This is a genomic window from Xenorhabdus sp. SGI240, assembly GCF_040081915.1.
Taxonomy (GTDB): domain Bacteria; phylum Pseudomonadota; class Gammaproteobacteria; order Enterobacterales; family Enterobacteriaceae; genus Xenorhabdus; species Xenorhabdus bakwenae.
Map to the genome: position 1 here is coordinate 1 of NZ_JBEBMB010000066.1, position 17,370 is coordinate 17,370.

At 45.6% G+C, this 17,370-nt stretch carries 12 protein-coding genes and 1 pseudogene; 12 read left to right on the top strand and 1 reads right to left on the bottom strand.

Translation table 11 applies throughout. The features are described 5' to 3' along the window. On the bottom strand, nucleotides 1-1,628 hold a 1,628-nt coding region (tssI, locus tag ABLA76_RS13815; RefSeq protein WP_348988356.1), incomplete at its 3' end, for a type VI secretion system tip protein TssI/VgrG. A gap of 190 nt (nucleotides 1,629-1,818) precedes the next feature. Here tssI and ABLA76_RS13820 point away from each other — a divergent pair. The 12 genes and pseudogenes from ABLA76_RS13820 to ABLA76_RS13875 all read left to right on the top strand — a co-directional run bounded on the left by ABLA76_RS13820 (nucleotide 1,819) and on the right by ABLA76_RS13875 (nucleotide 16,839). After that, nucleotides 1,819-3,090 (top strand): integrase arm-type DNA-binding domain-containing protein, encoded by a 1,272-nt coding sequence (locus ABLA76_RS13820; protein ID WP_348988357.1) that lies wholly within the window; start codon nucleotides 1,819-1,821, stop codon nucleotides 3,088-3,090. Nucleotides 3,091-3,233: 143 nt separating this feature from the next. Beyond that, entirely contained in the window at nucleotides 3,234-3,398 is a 165-nt protein-coding gene (locus tag ABLA76_RS13825; RefSeq protein ID WP_348988358.1) for an AlpA family transcriptional regulator, read from the top strand. 251 nt (nucleotides 3,399-3,649) lie between these two features. Beyond that, nucleotides 3,650-5,984 (top strand): annotated as a pseudogene (locus ABLA76_RS13830) (toprim domain-containing protein). A 296-nt stretch (nucleotides 5,985-6,280) separates the two neighbouring features. After that, the gene (locus tag ABLA76_RS13835; protein ID WP_285810964.1) at nucleotides 6,281-6,514 is read left to right on the top strand and encodes a hypothetical protein; all 234 of its coding nucleotides are present in this window, start codon (nucleotides 6,281-6,283) and stop codon (nucleotides 6,512-6,514) included. A 213-nt stretch (nucleotides 6,515-6,727) separates the two neighbouring features. Further along, nucleotides 6,728-8,425 carry a ShlB/FhaC/HecB family hemolysin secretion/activation protein gene (locus ABLA76_RS13840; protein WP_348988359.1) on the top strand — a complete coding sequence of 566 codons (1,698 nt, stop codon included), beginning with the start codon at nucleotides 6,728-6,730 and terminating at the stop codon, nucleotides 8,423-8,425. Between the two features lie 27 nt (nucleotides 8,426-8,452). Beyond that, a complete protein-coding gene (locus ABLA76_RS13845) occupies nucleotides 8,453-13,603 on the top strand; it encodes a DUF637 domain-containing protein (RefSeq protein WP_348988360.1) in 5,151 nt (1,716 codons plus the stop codon). After that, nucleotides 13,600-14,112, top strand: coding sequence for a contact-dependent growth inhibition system immunity protein (locus ABLA76_RS13850; protein ID WP_348988361.1), 513 nt, complete (start codon nucleotides 13,600-13,602; stop codon nucleotides 14,110-14,112). The genes ABLA76_RS13845 and ABLA76_RS13850 overlap by 4 nt, the downstream gene beginning before the upstream one ends. A 392-nt stretch (nucleotides 14,113-14,504) precedes the next feature. Next, nucleotides 14,505-15,020 carry a contact-dependent growth inhibition system immunity protein gene (locus tag ABLA76_RS13855; protein WP_348988362.1) on the top strand — a complete coding sequence of 172 codons (516 nt, stop codon included), beginning with the start codon at nucleotides 14,505-14,507 and terminating at the stop codon, nucleotides 15,018-15,020. 66 nt (nucleotides 15,021-15,086) lie between these two features. Continuing rightward, entirely contained in the window at nucleotides 15,087-15,416 is a 330-nt protein-coding gene (locus tag ABLA76_RS13860) for a hypothetical protein (protein ID WP_348988365.1), read from the top strand. After that, nucleotides 15,413-15,931: a contact-dependent growth inhibition system immunity protein gene (locus tag ABLA76_RS13865; protein ID WP_348988363.1), complete on the top strand. Its 519-nt coding sequence runs from the start codon at nucleotides 15,413-15,415 to the stop codon at nucleotides 15,929-15,931. Before ABLA76_RS13860 ends, ABLA76_RS13865 begins: the two co-directional genes overlap by 4 nt. Before the next feature lie 66 nt (nucleotides 15,932-15,997). Continuing rightward, nucleotides 15,998-16,327 carry a hypothetical protein gene (locus ABLA76_RS13870; protein ID WP_348988366.1) on the top strand — a complete coding sequence of 110 codons (330 nt, stop codon included), beginning with the start codon at nucleotides 15,998-16,000 and terminating at the stop codon, nucleotides 16,325-16,327. Further along, nucleotides 16,324-16,839 carry a contact-dependent growth inhibition system immunity protein gene (locus ABLA76_RS13875; RefSeq protein ID WP_348988364.1) on the top strand — a complete coding sequence of 172 codons (516 nt, stop codon included), beginning with the start codon at nucleotides 16,324-16,326 and terminating at the stop codon, nucleotides 16,837-16,839. The genes ABLA76_RS13870 and ABLA76_RS13875 overlap by 4 nt, the downstream gene beginning before the upstream one ends. Nucleotides 16,840-17,370: the final 531 nt, after the last annotated feature.

Genomic DNA, 17,370 nt, shown 5'->3' on the forward strand with positions numbered 1-17,370 from the left:
GTGACTTTCAGAAAACTGCCGCCCACTTTCAGCGTGATTTCTGCCGCCGCTTCCAGCACCACTTTGCCGCCGCTTTTCAGGTGAATCTCCTGTCCGCTGTCAATCACGGTGGCATCCCCGGTCTGGGTATGCTGGCTACCGGCAATCCGGTGCGAAACATCACCTTCGGTGGTGATTTTGCGTGAACCGGCGACCTGATGATGGTCATCGGCACGGATATCGTGGTAACGGTTGTTATCAATACGTTGTTTCTGGTCGTGTTTGATATGCCAGCGCACATCATTTTCAATCTGGGCGGTCAGGTTTTTCTGGCCGTGGAAATAAATTTCCTCACTGCCTTTGGCATCTTCAAAACGCAGTTCGTTAAACCCCTTGCCTTTGTGGGTTTTGGTTTTAAACGTGGTGCGGGTTTTTTCTGCCGGTAAATCCAGTGGCGGGCGGTTCAGGCCGTTGTAGACACAACCGGTGACAATCGGTCGGTCGATATCCCCGTTGAGATAGGAGATAATCACTTCCTGCCCGATACGCGGTATCGCCATAAAACCAAAGCCGTTACCGTTCCAGCCCTGAGCAACCCGTACCCAGCACGAAGCGCCATCATCCGGCGGGTCATCGCGGTTCCAGTGAAAATGCACTTTAATCGCCCCGTCTTTATTGACGAAAATTTCCTCCCCTTCCGGCCCGACCACGATGGCGGTTTCATCTCCATCGGCTAACGGTTTGTAGTGGAACGGTGGGCGGTAGTCGGCAAGGCCATCGATAAAACTGAAATGGTTGGAAAGTGTGGTGCCTTCTCCGCTGTTATCGCCCAGTGCCTGCGGGCAACGCCCGTGGTGGCTGATACTGACCACCTGCCAGCGAACATTCAGAGGCTTATGGGGGTGATTTTTTATCTCGAAGATTTTACCCGGCATCAGTTTGATACAGTTACTGCTGCCGCTGCCGGTTTGTTTCTGGTTATCCAGCGCTTCCTGCCGGTATTTTAAAAACGGTTTGGCGACCGCATCTTTCTGGAACCGACCGTAACTCTCAAACACGGTGTAAGGGGTCTGGCTGCCGAAATCGCGGAAACCTTCGCTGCTGTGCATATGGGAGAGGTGATAGCGCGGTTTTTCCGGGTTGAAATCTTTGTGGAAACTGCGTTGCGGGCTCATGCCGACGCCCAGTTGCACCTGATAGATAGTGTCTGTTCCGTGGGCGGTTTCCGGCTGGGGCTGGTATTGCAGCGGCAAGCCCGCGGTCATACCCAGATGGCTATCACTGAAAAACAGCGTTTCATCCTCAAACCAGAAACTGAATCCCTCTTCCGCGGCTAACCGGCTGAAAAAATCATAATCGGATTCGCGCTTCTGGGTCACATATTCCCGATCCTGATGCGTATCGTAGCGTTTTGAATCGGCTTTTACCCGGTGTTTTTTCAGCAGGCTGTTTAATATCGCCGGCGCATTTTGCTGATGGTAAATCCGGCTGTCCTGATTGAGCGTCAACCGCCAGCAGGCAGGGCGGACGGTGACGGTATAGCGCGTCTTGTTACCGTCGGTGCCCACCCAATTAGCGTGAGAGACAATCCCGGTGATTTTGCGCTGCACCGTTTCACCATAAAAAACCTGCAACACCGCTTCCTGCATTAGGAACTAGTTCCACTTCCAGTGAAGTCTAGCTAAGTAAAATAATTTTTATAAACTACAACAAAATCAGTGTTATCTCTTATTTTTACGTCTCGTTTAGTCTGTTGCAATCAATATGCAGCGAGGGGCATAATCTGGGGCACTTACCATTTGATGATGACTATTATTCGATTACAGAGATGCTCTAATCATGAAACTCACCGCCCGACAGGTTGAAACCGCAAAACCCAAAGAAAAAACTTACAAGCTAGCCGATGGCGGTGGTCTCTATCTGGAGATCACGTCACGCGGATCAAAATATTGGCGTATGAAGTACCATCGCCCCACCGATAAAAAAGAAGACCGGATGGCGTTTGGTGTCTACCCCGCAGTGTCATTAGCCGAAGCTCGTGCTAAACGCGATGAAGCTAAAAAGCTGATGGCGCAGGGCATTGACCCTAAAGTAGAGAAAAAAAGTACGTCTTCTCCGGCTAAAGTGAACACCTTTGAACAAGTCGCCCGTGTTTGGCATGCCAGTAATAAGCGCTGGGATGAAAATTACTGTCAGACAATACTACGTGGCCTTGAAAAATATATTTTCCCCTACATTGGCACATGTGATATCACCACATTGCGCACTAGCCAACTTTTAGTTCCAGTCAAAGCCATTGATGAACAAGGTAAGCATGATACCGCTCAACGTTTATGCCAACGTATCACTGCAATTATGCGCTACGCTGTCCAGAATGATATTCTGGAATTCAATCCCGCTAACGACATGGCTGGAGCACTGACTACTGCAAAATCTCATCATCGCCCGGCTCTGCCCCACGAAGATTTACCTGATTTCCTGAGACGCTTATCCGCCTACCGTGGACACTTAATATTCAAAATAGCCGTCGAGCTGACACTGTTAACATTTGTTCGCTCCAGCGAGCTGCGATTTGCCCGCTGGCAGGAAATAGACCTTGACAACGCGGTCTGGAAAATTCCTGCCACACGAAAACCCATCAAAGGCGTTCGATTCTCAGAGCGCGGTATGAAAATGAAAACTGATCACATCGTGCCGTTAAGCCATCAGACGGTTCGGCTTATCAAAACCCTGCACAAACTGAGCGGTAACGGTGATGTGATGTTCCCCAGCGCTCACCATTCCACGAAAGTTATAGATGCAGCAACGGTTAACAGAATTTTACGCAGCCTAGGCTACGACACTAAAATCGAGATATGTGGACACGGATTCCGCACAATGGCACGCGGGGCAATGGGGGAATCAGGCCTTTGGAGTGATGACGCTATCGAGCGCCAGCTCAGCCATATCGAACGAAACAGCGTCAGGGCAGCGTATATCCACACGTCTAAACATCTGGATGAACGGCGGCTGATGATGCAGTGGTGGGCGGATTATCTGGACGCAAACCGGGAAAAATTCATCACGCCCTATGACTTCGCCAAACCGCTACGCGACCAGAAAAACCGATAATGCGACCTAACAATTAATTCTCATCGGGAGAAAAAGAGTTAACGCTGTTCATTATGTCTTATTTTTTTCAATAATCCGCCTGTCATCCAACAACGTCCACGGTGAGCGCTCAGGGACTCGATAACAGGAGAATAAAACATGAAATGGCAGCATTGAAAACCAGCCTGATCCGTCTGCCGGAAGTGCAACGCAGAACGGGTTACAGCAAAGCGTGGATCTACAAACTGATGAGTGACGGCGCATTTCCACAGCAAGTCAAAATTGGCCCGCGTTCCGTGGCCTTTATTGAAGCAGAAATTGATAACTGAATTGCTCAGCAGATCGCCGAATCACGGGCAGCATAACGAATAAGAGAACATGACATAAAAAGAAACGAACTACAAAACACAACGCCCCAGTGTGGTTGGACACATCTGAGGCGTTTCACCAACAACCATTTGGAAAGGTAGACATGATGGCTGATACACAGCATACCCAAACTCGCCCTAAATTTACAGTTCAAAAAACAGCTGGCACTCAAAAACCAATTGACTTGATCCAGACAGTGAAAACCTCTGCCATGTATTCTTGGCAAAACCTACTGCCAGCTTGTGGTATTGATGTTCCCGCAAAGGGCAAACATGGCGCTTGCCCTGTTTGCGGTGGTACTGACCGTTTCCATTTCATCGATGATCACCATCATGGCAAACTGGCATTGCCGCCAGTGTGGCGCCCCGAACTATGGTGATGGGCTGGATTTAGTGGCAAAAACCAAAGGGATCTCTGTTACTGAGGCGGCAAAAGTGGTCGCTAATGTACTAGCATTGCCTTTGCCCGAACCCAAGCCAGCCAAAGAAACCCATTATCCCACACAGCCGATTGCCGAAAGAGTGGCGGCACTGATGGCGCAAACTGTCGTCGGGCAATCGCCTTATCTGGCGGCAAAAGGTCTGCAACACCTTGATCAGCGACTACTGTTCGATAATTCCACCGTGCTGGCACTGACAGCCCTGGATAAAAAAGTCACAGGGGCGCAGATCATCAAACCCAATGGTGAGAAAAAACTCCTGTCCGGCAGCCAGAAGAAAGGCGCATTTATTCCTGTGTCAGAACTGGAAGCGCACCCGGATATGGTCATTATTACCGAAGGTTACGCCACAGCACTCACTGTTAACCAGCTCTATAAAGGCACTGTTCTGGCGGCGCTGGATGCAGGTAATTTGTTCTCTGTCGCCAAAGCCGTTCGGGAGCGGTGGCCGGACATAAAAATCATTATTGCAGCAGATAATGACTGGCATCGCCCCGACGAGCTGGATAAGAACGGGAAACCCAAAATAAATGTCGGCAAGATCTCAGCAGAAAAAGCAGCCCTTGCGGTTAATGGTTGGGTTACGTTGCCACCGACAGAGTACCAAGCCGATTGGGATGATTACCGCCAACAACACGGTGTAGACACAGCAAAACAAATCTTTACTCAGGGGCTTTACCAACCAATATCAACCAAGAAAAAAGCCGCTATTCAACCTAATGATGTCGAACCGTCTAAGCTGACATTATGTCAAATGGGAGCCAGCCAGCGTGGGGAGGTTTTACTGGCACGCTATGACGGTGATTTGGCACTGGATGGCGCTTCGGAAACCGTTCATCACTATGACGGTATTGTTTGGCATCCGGTCAGTGACCGTGATTTAAAACGGGAAATGGTGGCGGCCTTTATGGAAGAAAAACTACCATACTCACCGCACGGTATTAGTTCTGCCGTGGATGCCCTGAAATTACAGCTTCCCATGATGCAACCACCAGAGCGCCATTTAATTGGGTTTAGTAACGGTGTGTTTGACCTGAAAACCTGCCAGTTCCGGCCTCACCGTAAAAATGATTGGTTATTGCTTGCCAATGACGTTGAATTTAATTCCCCTGTTTCGGGGGAAACCCTGCAAGATCACGCGCCACAATTCTTGCGCTGGCTCAATCAGGCAACTGCCAACTGTAAAAACAAAACAAACAGAGTGCTGGCAGCGCTGTTTATGGTGTTAGCGAACCGTTATGACTGGCAACTTTTTCTGGAAGTCACCGGCGCCGGAGGCAGTGGCAAAAGCATCTTTGCCGAAATTTGTTCCATACTGGCAGGTAAAGGCAATACCGTTTCCGCAAGTATGGCAGCGCTGGAAAACCCACGGGAACGGGCGTTAATTGTCGGCTATTCGCTGATTATCCTGCCAGACCAAACTCGCTATGTGGGCGATGGTTCTGGCATCAAGGCGATTACTGGCGGCGATGAAGTTGCTATCGATCCGAAGCACAAACAGCCCTATTCAACCCGTATTCCTGCGGTGGTGTTGGCGGTAAACAACAATGCCATGAGTTTCAGTGATCGCAGTGGTGGCGTGTCACGGCGGCGGGTAATTTTCAACTTTTCCGAAGTGGTGCCGGAGCATGAACGAGATACTTTATTACGAGAAAAAATAGCAGCAGAATTGCCTGTGATTATCCGGCATCTGCTACATCGGTTCGCTGATCCGCAAGCTGCGAGGCACTTGCTGGCAGAGCAACAAAAATCCGCAGAAGCATTAGATATCAAACGCGGCACCGATCCACTGGTCGATTTCTGCGGCTACCTGATTGCATCCGATGAAGCCGACGGCCTGTTAATCGGCAATGCAGAAATTATGCCGTTCAATCCGCGTAAGTACCTTTATCACGCCTACCTTGCTTATATGAAAGGCAATAACCTGAATAAACCTGTTTCCGTGACTCGCTTCGGAATGGATATGCCGGGCGCACTGGCAGAGTACAGCCAGCAATACTTACGCAAGAAAAGCAAACAGGGCATTCGTAGCAATCTGAGCCTGAATCTTGATACCGCTATCGAATGGATGCCGAAACAGACAAGGAATAGCCTGCCAGAAGAATAATTTCTTCTCATTGTAGCAATTTTTCAAAGAAATATAAAAAAGTGTTCACCCCTGTTCACCCTATAATTTAAACCAGATATATCAAAGTATTATAGGGTGAATAGTTATTTTAAAACTGTTCACAACTCTTCATCACTGTTCACCTTTATTCTGGTTGGAGGTGAACGGTTGGGTGAAGAGTGGTGATGAGTTTAATTTCAAATTATCATCATCTAATGAATTGAATTTAAAGTAAAATACTTAAAGGTGAACAGGGTGAACAGTTTTATTGCTAATTCTTTAACAGGGTGGGAGCAGTGAAAAATGGTTTTCTTGGCTGGAAGGATGTTTTTCAGATTCTCTGGTTTGTCTGGCTAATGTATGAGCCAGACAAACCAGAGAAGACAAGCGCAGCGCGTCAGCGGCATTTTTATCTGTTTTACTCCCGTTCACCTTTTGCTCTCATTCCCTCTGACTCCGTTTTCCAATCTGTCGTCACTAAGGCATCGGCAAGGCTTTCCGCAACAACTTATAAAGATAATTTTCATTAGTTCTATATTAATCTATGAGGTAGTGGAATTGGCTTTATTTTAGAATTAATAAGTTTACAGGATGGTGAATATTTTATTTATAATATATTTTCGGTTTTATAATCCATAAATATGACTTTGTGATTTAGGCCATATTGAAAATCAGCTAAGAGATATAAAAATAGTCTATCTCGCTTTTTTTAAATACTTATTAACTGATTAATTAATTCAACTATGGCAATGAAAATATTCAACCAAATAAAAGTTGGGCTATTAGGCTGGGCTCTGTTTGTCATACACCTCGCCCAAGCCGATGAGCCTCCCTTTAATCATCAAACGTCAGAACCGCGTTTAGAGTCCCCGTCAGCGATACTGGACAGTCAGCGTCAGCAGCAAAAAACCGTGCTGGATGATGCTCAGCAACAGCGGGAGGATTTACGGAAAAAATCGGCTATTCCCGAACAGACAATGGAGAGTGAACCGACTACTGATACCCAATGCGTCAGCATTAACGAAATCCTATTTCAAGGCGCAGAATCCTTATCCACATCTATACAGCGCACAGTGATCCAACCTTATGTGCATCGTTGCGTGACGCTGACTGAACTTAAGCAATTAGTGCGGGCAGTCACCAACACTTATATCACGGGGGGCTATATCACTTCGCAGGCTCACCTGCCTGAACAGAGCCTGGTCGATGGCAAACTCCGTATTACGGTGATAGAGGGCCGGGTTGATGCCGTTGAAATTGATGGAAAACCGCCCCGTATGGCAAAAATGCTGTTTCCGGGGATGGTGGGAAAGATCCTGAATTTGCGGGATATTGAACAGGGACTGGAACACCTTAACCGCCTGGCTTCGTCCCGTTTCACCATTGAGATCAAGCCGGGTACACAATCTGGTTATTCCACAGTGAATATCCGGCAGCAAGCCGGCCGCTTTCCGGGCAGGGGACAGATCAGCGTCGATAACAGTGGTCAAAAAGGGATAGGCGAATATCAGGCGAGTGCCGGATTGACCTTGGATGCTCCTTTAGGACTGGGGGAACAGTGGTCTTTCTCTTGGCTACAGGATACCGATTTTAGACCCATGCACCATAGCCGTAGCCTGGTATTGTCAACGAGTGTTCCCTATGGCTATTGGACTGCACGTTATCACTACTTTTACCATACCTCACGGCAAGAACTGGCCATCATGGGAAGAAATTATCCCTATGACAGTGAAAACCAGACACATCAGCTTGATATCACCCACACACTTTATCGGGATGGAAAACAAAAGTTAGGTTTACAAGCCGGTGGACGCTATAAGGTCGTGAAAAATGCGATTGCGGATCAAAAACTCTTTTTAAGCAGTCCGGTGATAAAAACAGCCTCTGTAGGCGCCCAATACAGTACCCTATTGGGGGGCGGTTATTTTACTTTCAGACCCACCTTGGAGTATGGGAACGCGGTAACCTCCCCTCCTCTCGCAACCCGCAACACCTTCCGTAAATTCAATTTAAGCAGCAGTTACTATTATCCTCTCTCCCCCAATACCGCGTATTTAACCTCATTTTATGGGCAGTTGAGTCCCGATGATTTGCCCTCCCCTGAACGGTTGTCTCTGGGGGGATTGTACTCGGTACGTGGATACAAAACACAATACCTGAGTGGTAACCAGGGGTTCTACTGGAGGCAGGAAATCACCCATCAACTTGACGTCGGTCAGATTGGTGTACTGACGTTTATGGGGGCATTGGATTATGGCCATCGGGTTGGGCAGTCTCGCTATGGCGTGGCAAAGGCCCATTTATTAGGCAGTGCCCTTGGTGTCACGCTGACACAACCGGTGATGTCATCCCAGCTCATGATTGGCAAACCACTGTATTACCCGCACACCCTAAAGCCTGATGCGTGGTCACTGTATGCCAGCGTCTCACTCGAATTTTAAGTTAACCCTGATAAGAAAAGGTAACCCATGATGTCTGAACAAAACTCATCAAAAATGAAGTGCCTGATTTATCTAATCACTTACCTGACGGCAGTGTATCCACTGCATCCCGCGATAGGGCAAACCAATCCTGATGCTCGCGGGCTACAGGAAGGGGATATTGAGAAGTACTATTACGAGGACCCGGTAACAGGCAGCCAAATGTATTCTCATGTTATGAATATCCCCAAACCGAATACGGCAGGTGTGAGCCATATTTATTACGGCAATTTTGTGGTGCCTGGGGGCATGGGAGTGATATTAAATAACGCGAACACGGACACACAAACCGAACTGGCCGGGAGAATTCGGGCAAATCCGAACCTGATTAACGGTAAAGGAGCAGACCTGATTATTAATGAGGTGATGGGCCCCGACCCTTCTGAGCTGGCAGGCCCTCTGGAAGTGGCGGGTCAAAAAGCTCGGGTCGTCATTGCCAACTGGAATGGTATTACCTGTGATGGTTGTCGTTTTATCAATACCGCTGGGGTGACATTGACGACCGGGGAACCGATGATTGATAAAAACGGAGCACTGGCGGCCATCGGTGTGAGAGAAGGGCACATTACTATTGGCCAGCGTGGATTGGATGCACAGTCAGCAGATTATGTTGATATTATCAGCCGTGCGACAACCCTTAATGGTGTCATAAAAGCCAAAGACCTGTCGTTGGTACAAGGGGCTAACCTGTTTGACTTTGAACATGGAAATTTTCCCGTTAAAGGAACAGGGGAAGTTCCCAAACTTGCCATTGATACACGGGCGATGGGAGGCATGTATGCAAATAAAATCAGCCTGGTGGGAACGGAAGCCGGTGTTGGCGTTAATCTCGCCAATTTGACCACTCACCAGGACGGCATCCGTTTGACGGTGGATGGCAAAATCACCCTTGGGAATGTCAACGCCAAAACCGATATTAATGTGAGCAGTAAAGACATTGAAATAGCGAAAGACAGCCAGGTCAAGGCGGGGAAAGACATCACATTGGCTGCTAATACCCTGAACAATGCGGGTCAGGTGATTTCAGACGGTGATATGCGTTTATTTGTTGATCGTTTTGATAATCAAGCTGAAGAGGCTAGCCTGATTCAGGCCAATCGCAACCTGTGGCTGCAAAAAGACTGGGTGGGTAATCCAGCGAGTTGGGTTAGCAACAATAGGGGGACACTGCAAACCCAATATGGCGATATCGTCATGCGCACAAAAGAATTCAGTAATTTTAGGGGGGGCCTCCTCTCTTCAGGGGCGAATGCTTATATCAATGCCTCAACTCTCACCAACAAAGATCAAAGTCAGTTAATGGCACGTAATAACCTTATTTTAACGGGTAACAGCTTTTTCACGGGTAACCATTATGACTGGACGGAATACAAACAACTCACATCACTCCAGGGGCATAATATTGTTGCCAATTTTAAAAACAGGTTCGATTTATCATCGGGCATGACATCAATCATCGGGGGAAATATCCTGCTTCATGCCGGTGAAATAGCAGGTTCCGGTTACCTTAAAGTGAAAGCGGAAAATGAACTGTCTGTCATCGCTGACCGTAATATTGCTATTTCCCAGGGAATGATGCAGGCAGATAATAATCTGGCATTGGTTGCAGGCGATAATATCAGGATGGATTCCGCAACGCTGACAGGGAAGAAAGCGGTTGAACTGGTCGCGCGTACTGGAAACATCACGGTGAAAAAGGGGATGACTGCGGCTGATAATAATTTGCGGATGTTAGCGGGTAACAATATCGAGATCATTGGGCTGACATCAAATCAGGCAAATAACATTACGCTAGACGCGGGAAATGCCATTGATGTACAAGACACACAATGGGAAGCAAAGCACGATCTGACATTCATTGCAGGTCGATACCTCAACGCTAAGAACGTGGTATTGAAAGGGGACAATGTTGAGTATGCCGTGCGTGAAGGCAATATCACAATAGGCAACGGTTATGGCCCCTCCATTTCAGCCACTAACAATTTACGGGTGTCTGCGGGTAAGGATTTGAGCTTCTACACGGCGACCCAGCCCAATGCGTCCTATAACCTGACATTAAGCGCCGGCCATAACCTGGATGTGAGTCCCACACTCCAGAATTGGAACGTGGGTCCCTTGAAGACAACCGGCAGTATTAATTTATTTGCCGGCAATGATATTAAGTTACTCAGAAGAGAGATTAATGCCGGACAACATGTCACGTTGGGCGCAGGGCGCGATATTGATATGCATGCACATGATGCCCCCGATGTGCCTTTAGAAGAAGCCAGCGCCAGAATCCTGGCGGGCAGCGCTCGCATTACTGCCGGCGATCAACTGCAACTGAGTGCAGGCAGGGATATTGTTGGCCGGTTTGCTACCTTAACCTCGACCAGAGGGGATATCGCCGTTAACGCGGGACAAGACGTGGTTTTTCTGGCGCAAAAATATTCGCCTGACCAGGCCTTAGATTATAAATCCTATGCGGCGGGCACCAGCAGCCTCAATGCAGCCAAAAATCTTACCCTTTCTGCGGCAGGAAATTTGTCAACCTATGGCTCAAGCCTGACATCCGGGCGCGATATGACGCTTTCCACGGGAGGGGATATCCGCTTCGAGTCGGTACAGGAACATATCGAAGACGGTAACAGTGAACGCTTCACGCAACGTGTTAGCCAGCTTAAGAGTGGCGGTGCATTAACGATACATGCCCAGGGCAGTATTTTATTTCAGGCAACCGCATTGATGGCTAAAGGGGCAATGGATATTGCTGCCAAAGGCGGTTTTCTTTATGCGCAAGCAATGGAAGAATCATACAAATGGGAAGATAAGGAAAGGAAATGTGGCGGTGTTTTAATCTTCAGGAGCTGTCAGGAGGCAACCCGGATAAAACATCACTCAACAAGTAAACCGACTGAATTTATTGCGGGTGGTGATATTACCCTGATGGCAAAAGACGATGTGACGTTGGAAGCGAGCCGGCTCGACACCCATCAAAACGCGAAAATTACCAGCCAAACGGGGAAAGTAAACTTCAGGGCGATGCCAAATACGGCATTTGAGCAGACGGTTTCAGTATCAGAAGGATTTTTTGTTACCCACCGCGATAAAGGCAGTAGTGAGGAAGTCTGGTCTATACCGTCAGTGCGTGTTGGCGGTACATTGACGGTGGATGCTGGGCAAGGTGTCAGTGCAGATGTAAAAGCCAAAGAGGGGCAGTTACTTGAAGACGCCTTGGTGAGGCTCGGCAATACCCCGGGGACGGAATGGCTGAAAGATCTGCGTAATCGTAATGACGTGCAGTGGAGCAGGGTTAAAGATGCTTACAGTCACTGGGACAAGAAAAACCAGAGCCTGAATCCGGTTGTGGGGGCAGTTATTGCGATTGCTGTCGCGGCAGTCACGGCAGGCTCGGGTATGGCGGCCTGGGCGGGAGAGGCCGCAGTGGGAGCGACCGGGGCAACCGGTGCCGCGGCAAGTGCAACTTATGGGGCGGCATATAGTGGCATGATAGGGTTGACTTCGCAGGCGGCGGTTGCCTTAGTTGAAAATAAAGGCAATCTCTCCAGGACACTGGAAGCCCTGGCAAAGCGTGACTCCGTAAAATCACTCGTGACGACAATGGCTATGGGCGGTGCCTTGGCTGGTCTGGATCACTCAATGGGATGGGGAAACATCTCTGAAAAGACCGGCGTCGTTGATCCCGCAAAAGCCCAGCTTCCTTTGGTGAATAACGACTGGATTAAGGTGGTCCAGCGCGTTGCCGCACATTCCCTCGTGGGTTCAACACTGGGGACGGCTGTGAATGGCGGCAGTTTTACGGACAATTTGAAAACGGCATTCTTGAATAATATTGGCAGTCAACTTCATGCGCATGGTGCCGATCTCATTGGTAGTAATGGAAACATTCTGGGACACGCAGGTAAGACCGTTAGCCATGCGGTTCTCAGTGGTATGGTGGCTGAAATAACGGATGCCGATGCGAAAGGGGCTGTCGTTGGCGCTCTGGCCGCTGAACTGGCCGCCATTTCTCTGGGTGAAAATACGATTAAAGCAGAAGAATGGGGAAAATCTGCACGTATACAGGCACAAATTATCCGGGCGTTAGGGGGTGTTGCCGGTGGCGTATTTACGGGAGAAGCGGGAGGGGTCTATAGTGGTGCTACAGCAGCAGAGACCACTTTCCGCTATAATTATTTAGCCCATCATCAAAAGGCCTTACGGGATCAAGAACTGGCGGCTGAATCCAATGCATTGAAGAGGGGCCTGATACATATCAAATGGGGATTGACCAGTACAAATCAGGATGGGGTGGCACTGGCGGGGTTTGTGGCCGGGGTTCCTGCTGAACTTTATGATACTGCGGTAGCCATTGTCGGTGCCACCGTCAATTATAAAGAGACACTACAGGCACTAAAAACCCTGATTAATAGTGACGGTATTCTGGATACGGTTTATCAGGCAGAAAAAGCCGATTTCATCAAACGACTGGATACCATTGAACGGGACTATGAAAAAGCCGGTGTGGATGGCGCTTTTAATGCCGGAGTGGAAGCAGGGAAATTAACCACGAAAATAATTGGGTATCTGGCACTGGTAAAAGGCGGTGCGACAGCGACAACGAGTACATTCAAAGCGGTTGGCGGCAAATTTAAGGGGCTGAAAAATACGGAAGGCCTGGTCAGTATCAAAGATGTTGTTCGTATTGAAAAAGATGGCAGTAAAACCGGTATGTCATGGACGGAAGGCAACTACAGACAGGGTTACCCGTTTGAGGATTTTGTGGGGAAAGAGTTAAAGCTGCCAGAAAGTGCCCGCTTGCCTTATGGTTTTGAAACATTCGATTATTTTAACCAATCGACAGGACAGGCGATCAGCGTAAAAACGTTAAACACTACAACAAAATCAAGGATGGAAAATCCTAAGCAGATAAGTAACCAACTAAATGGTTATATCAATAAAATAGAAAAATTTGATGATATAGCAAGGAAAGATGGAATTGAGCTAACACCTGATATGATCAAACAAAAAACGATGTATCTCGCCGTACCTGAAAAAACTACTCCAGCACAATGGGTCGAAATAAATAAATCTATCAGCTATGCTGCGGACAAAAATATCGATGTTAAAATAACCGTTGTAAGAGGAGATGCGCCATGATTGATGATATTGGCTTAGGCTTCAATGCTTCTATTGGTTTTAATGACGATTTTTATTATGTAGAAACAATGTCTGGTTATCGTTTATTGGTAGTAGACAATACAACGGAAACACTCTATCTACCCAAAGATACAACTGATAAAGAATTAGGTTTTTCTGTCCGACAGGCATTATCACAAAGTCGCCTCGTTGATCCCGAAGATAATGATTTTTTCCATCGCGATATGGTTTCTGTTCGTTATAAAAACTGGATTATAGAAGCAATGAAAAAAGGCGGATATAAAACTAAGCGGGCGTTATTCAAAAAAATGAACAAATGCAGTGTGAAATTATTAGATGATAAAATTTCTATTGTTCCATTGGCACATGAAAAATTGGAGGTGTGGGGGGGAAAAGGTATGCCTCGCGACCGTAAGATTGTTTTTCCCAATAGTATTACTGATGAAGAACTGGGTAAGGCGGTAAAAGAAGCCTTTACCCGTTGTAAAAGTTTTGTTTATTTACCATAAGGCATATAAATTTAATAAGGTGGTGCATTTTTGTACCACTTTTTCTATCTGTTATGTGAATAAATAATTGTCACACTAAATGATTATTTTAACAAATCAACAGGACAGGCGATCAGCGTAAAAACGTTAAACACTACAACAAAATCAAGGATAGAAAACCCTAAACAGATAAGTAGCCAACTAAACGGTTATATTAATGACATGGTTGGATTTCAGAGTACAACCAAGGGTGCTCTAAAGGTAACCAATGCTATAATCGAGAAAAAAACATTGCACCTCGCTGTACCTGAAAAAACCACACCAGCTCAATGGATCGAAATAAACAAATCTATCAATTATGCTGCGGACAAAAATATTAATGTCAAAGTGACTGTTGTGAAGGGGGATACACCATGATTGATGACACTGATTTAGGCTTTAATGCATCCATTTATTTTAATGATGATTTTTATTATGTAGAAACAATGTCAGGCTATCATCTTTTGGTCGCGGATCATGAAGCTGAAACACTCTATTTGCCTAAAGATATTTCTGATGGAGAATTAGGCCGTGCTGCTCGGCAAGCGCTATCTCAGAGCCGTCTTATTGATCCATATAAGGATATTGATTTCTTTAATCGCGATATGGTTTCTATTCGCTACAAAAACTGGATTACAGAAGCAATGAAAAAAGGGGGATATAAAACTAAGCGGGCGTTATTCAAAAAAATGAATAAATGCAGTGTGAAATTGTTAGACGGTAGTCTTACTATTTCACCTTGGTCACATGAAAAACTTGATACGTGGGGAGGAAAAGGTCTACTTCGCGACTGTAATATTTCCCTTCCAGATAGTGTTACTGATGAAGAACTGGGTAAGGCAATAAGGGAAGCCTTTACCCGTTGTAAAAGTTTTGTCTATTTACCATAAGGCATATAAATTTAATAAGGTGGTACAAAAATGTACCCCCTTTTCTATTTGTTATGTGAATAAATAATTGTCACACTAAATGATTATTTTAACAAATCAACAGGACAGGCGATCAGCGTAAAAACGTTAAACACTACAACAAAATCAAGGATAGAAAATCCTAAGCAGATAAGTAACCAACTAAATGGTTATATCAATGACATGGATAGATTCAAAACCACTACTAAAGGTGAATTTATTTTGACAAACGATATGATCAAACAAAAAACAATGTATCTTGCCGTACCTGAAAAAACCACACCGACACAATGGGCAGAAATAAATAAATCTGTTAGTTATGCTATGGATAGAAACATCCATATCAAAGTGACTGTTGTGAAAGGAGATACCCCATGATTGATGATATTAGCCAAGGGTTAAACACATCCATTAGCCTTAATGAAGATTTTTATTATATCAGAACTCTGTCTGGTTATCGTTTGTTAGCTGCAGATAATACTGTCGAGACTATCTATCTACCTAAAAATATTTCTGATAAGGAATTGGGGCTTTCTACTCGGTATGCGTTATCCCAAAGTCGTCTTGTTGATCCCGAAGATAGCTATTTTTTTGACCGTGATATGGCCGATATACGTTATAAAAACTGGATTGCAGAAGCGATGAAAAAAGGGGGATATAAAACTAAACGGGCACTATTAAAAAAAATGAATAGATGCCTTGTGAAACTCTTAAATGGAAAAATTACTATCTTGCCATTGGCACATGAAAAATTGGAGACATGGGGAGGGAAAGGTATGCCTGATAATTGTGATGTTGAGATCGTTCTCCCAGATAGTGTTACTGATGAAGAACTGGGTAAGGCGGTCAGGGAAGCCTTTACCCGTTGTAAAAGTTTTGTTTATTTACCATAAGGCATATAAATTTAATAAGGTGGTGCATTTTTGTACCACTTTTTCTATCTGTTATGTGAATAAATAATTGTCACACTAAATGATTATTTTAACAAATCAACAGGACAGGTGATCAGCGTAAAAACGTTAAACACTACAACAAAATCAAGGATAGAAAACCCTAAACAGATAAGTAGCCAACTAAACGGTTATATTAATGATATGGTTGGATTTCAGAGTACAACCAAGGGTGCTCTAAAGGTAACCAATGCTATGATCGAGAAAAAAACATTGCACCTCGCTGTACCTGAAAAAACCACAACAGCACAGTGGGCAGAGATTAATAAATCCATCAGCTATGCGGCAGAAAAAAATATAGATGTCAAAGTGACCGTTGTAAGAGGGGAGACTCAATGATTAATGATACTGGCTTAGGTTTTAATGCATCTATTGATTTTAATGACGATTTTTATTACGTGAAAACAATGTCAGGCTATCATTTCTTAGTTGTAGATCACGAGGCAGAAATTCTCTATTTGACCAAAGATGCCTCTGATGGAGAATTAGGTTGCGCTGTTCGGCAAGCTCTATCTCAAAGCCGCCTTGTTGATCCATATAAGGATATTGATTTTTTTCATCGTGATATGATTTCCATTCGTTATAAAAACTGGATTGCAGAAGCAATGAAAAAAGGGGGATATAAAACTAAGCGGGCATTGTTCAAAAAAATGAACAAATGTGATGTGAACTTATTAGAAGGTAAAATCACAATTTCACCACAAGCACACCAGAAGTTAGATACTTGGGGGAAAAAAGGAATGCCCGATGATTGTAATATCACTCTTTCAGAAGATGTCACTGATGAAGAATTAGGTAAGGCAATAAGGGAAGCCTTTACCCGTTGTAAAAGCTTTGTCTATTTACCATAATGTATGTAAATTTAATAAGGTGGCGCAAAAATGTACCCCCTTTTCTATTTGTTAATCTCGAGTTGGGTGCGGTTTGGGCCTGACATATTTTCCTCCACACTCCATCATCAAAAAAAAATTTGACCTCGCTCAATCCAATCGATAAGGTATTTAACTATTATCGATGATCCATTGCCTGTAAGGATCAGCGTTGAGCGGCGAAATAAAACTCCCGTAGCCTGAAAGGGAGTGCATGCAATGCGGTACATCTGCGCACCTTTGGAAGCAGATATTGTCAGACATAAACCCCTTGTCTGGCGATGAAGGTTTCTTAAACTGAAAAATACACCCAAAGGTGTTTTTATATTGCCAGTCAAGTGTAGTGAACATTAGATCATGCACTTATCTTTCATATCAACATGAAGCCTATTTTCCTTTATCTTCAATGGATAACAGGATGGCTTTCGCGCATCCGATTCATACTTCTCGCTATCTCTGCTTGAATTATTCAGCAGATAAACTTTCTACACCTAAACAATTAACTCATTGCTA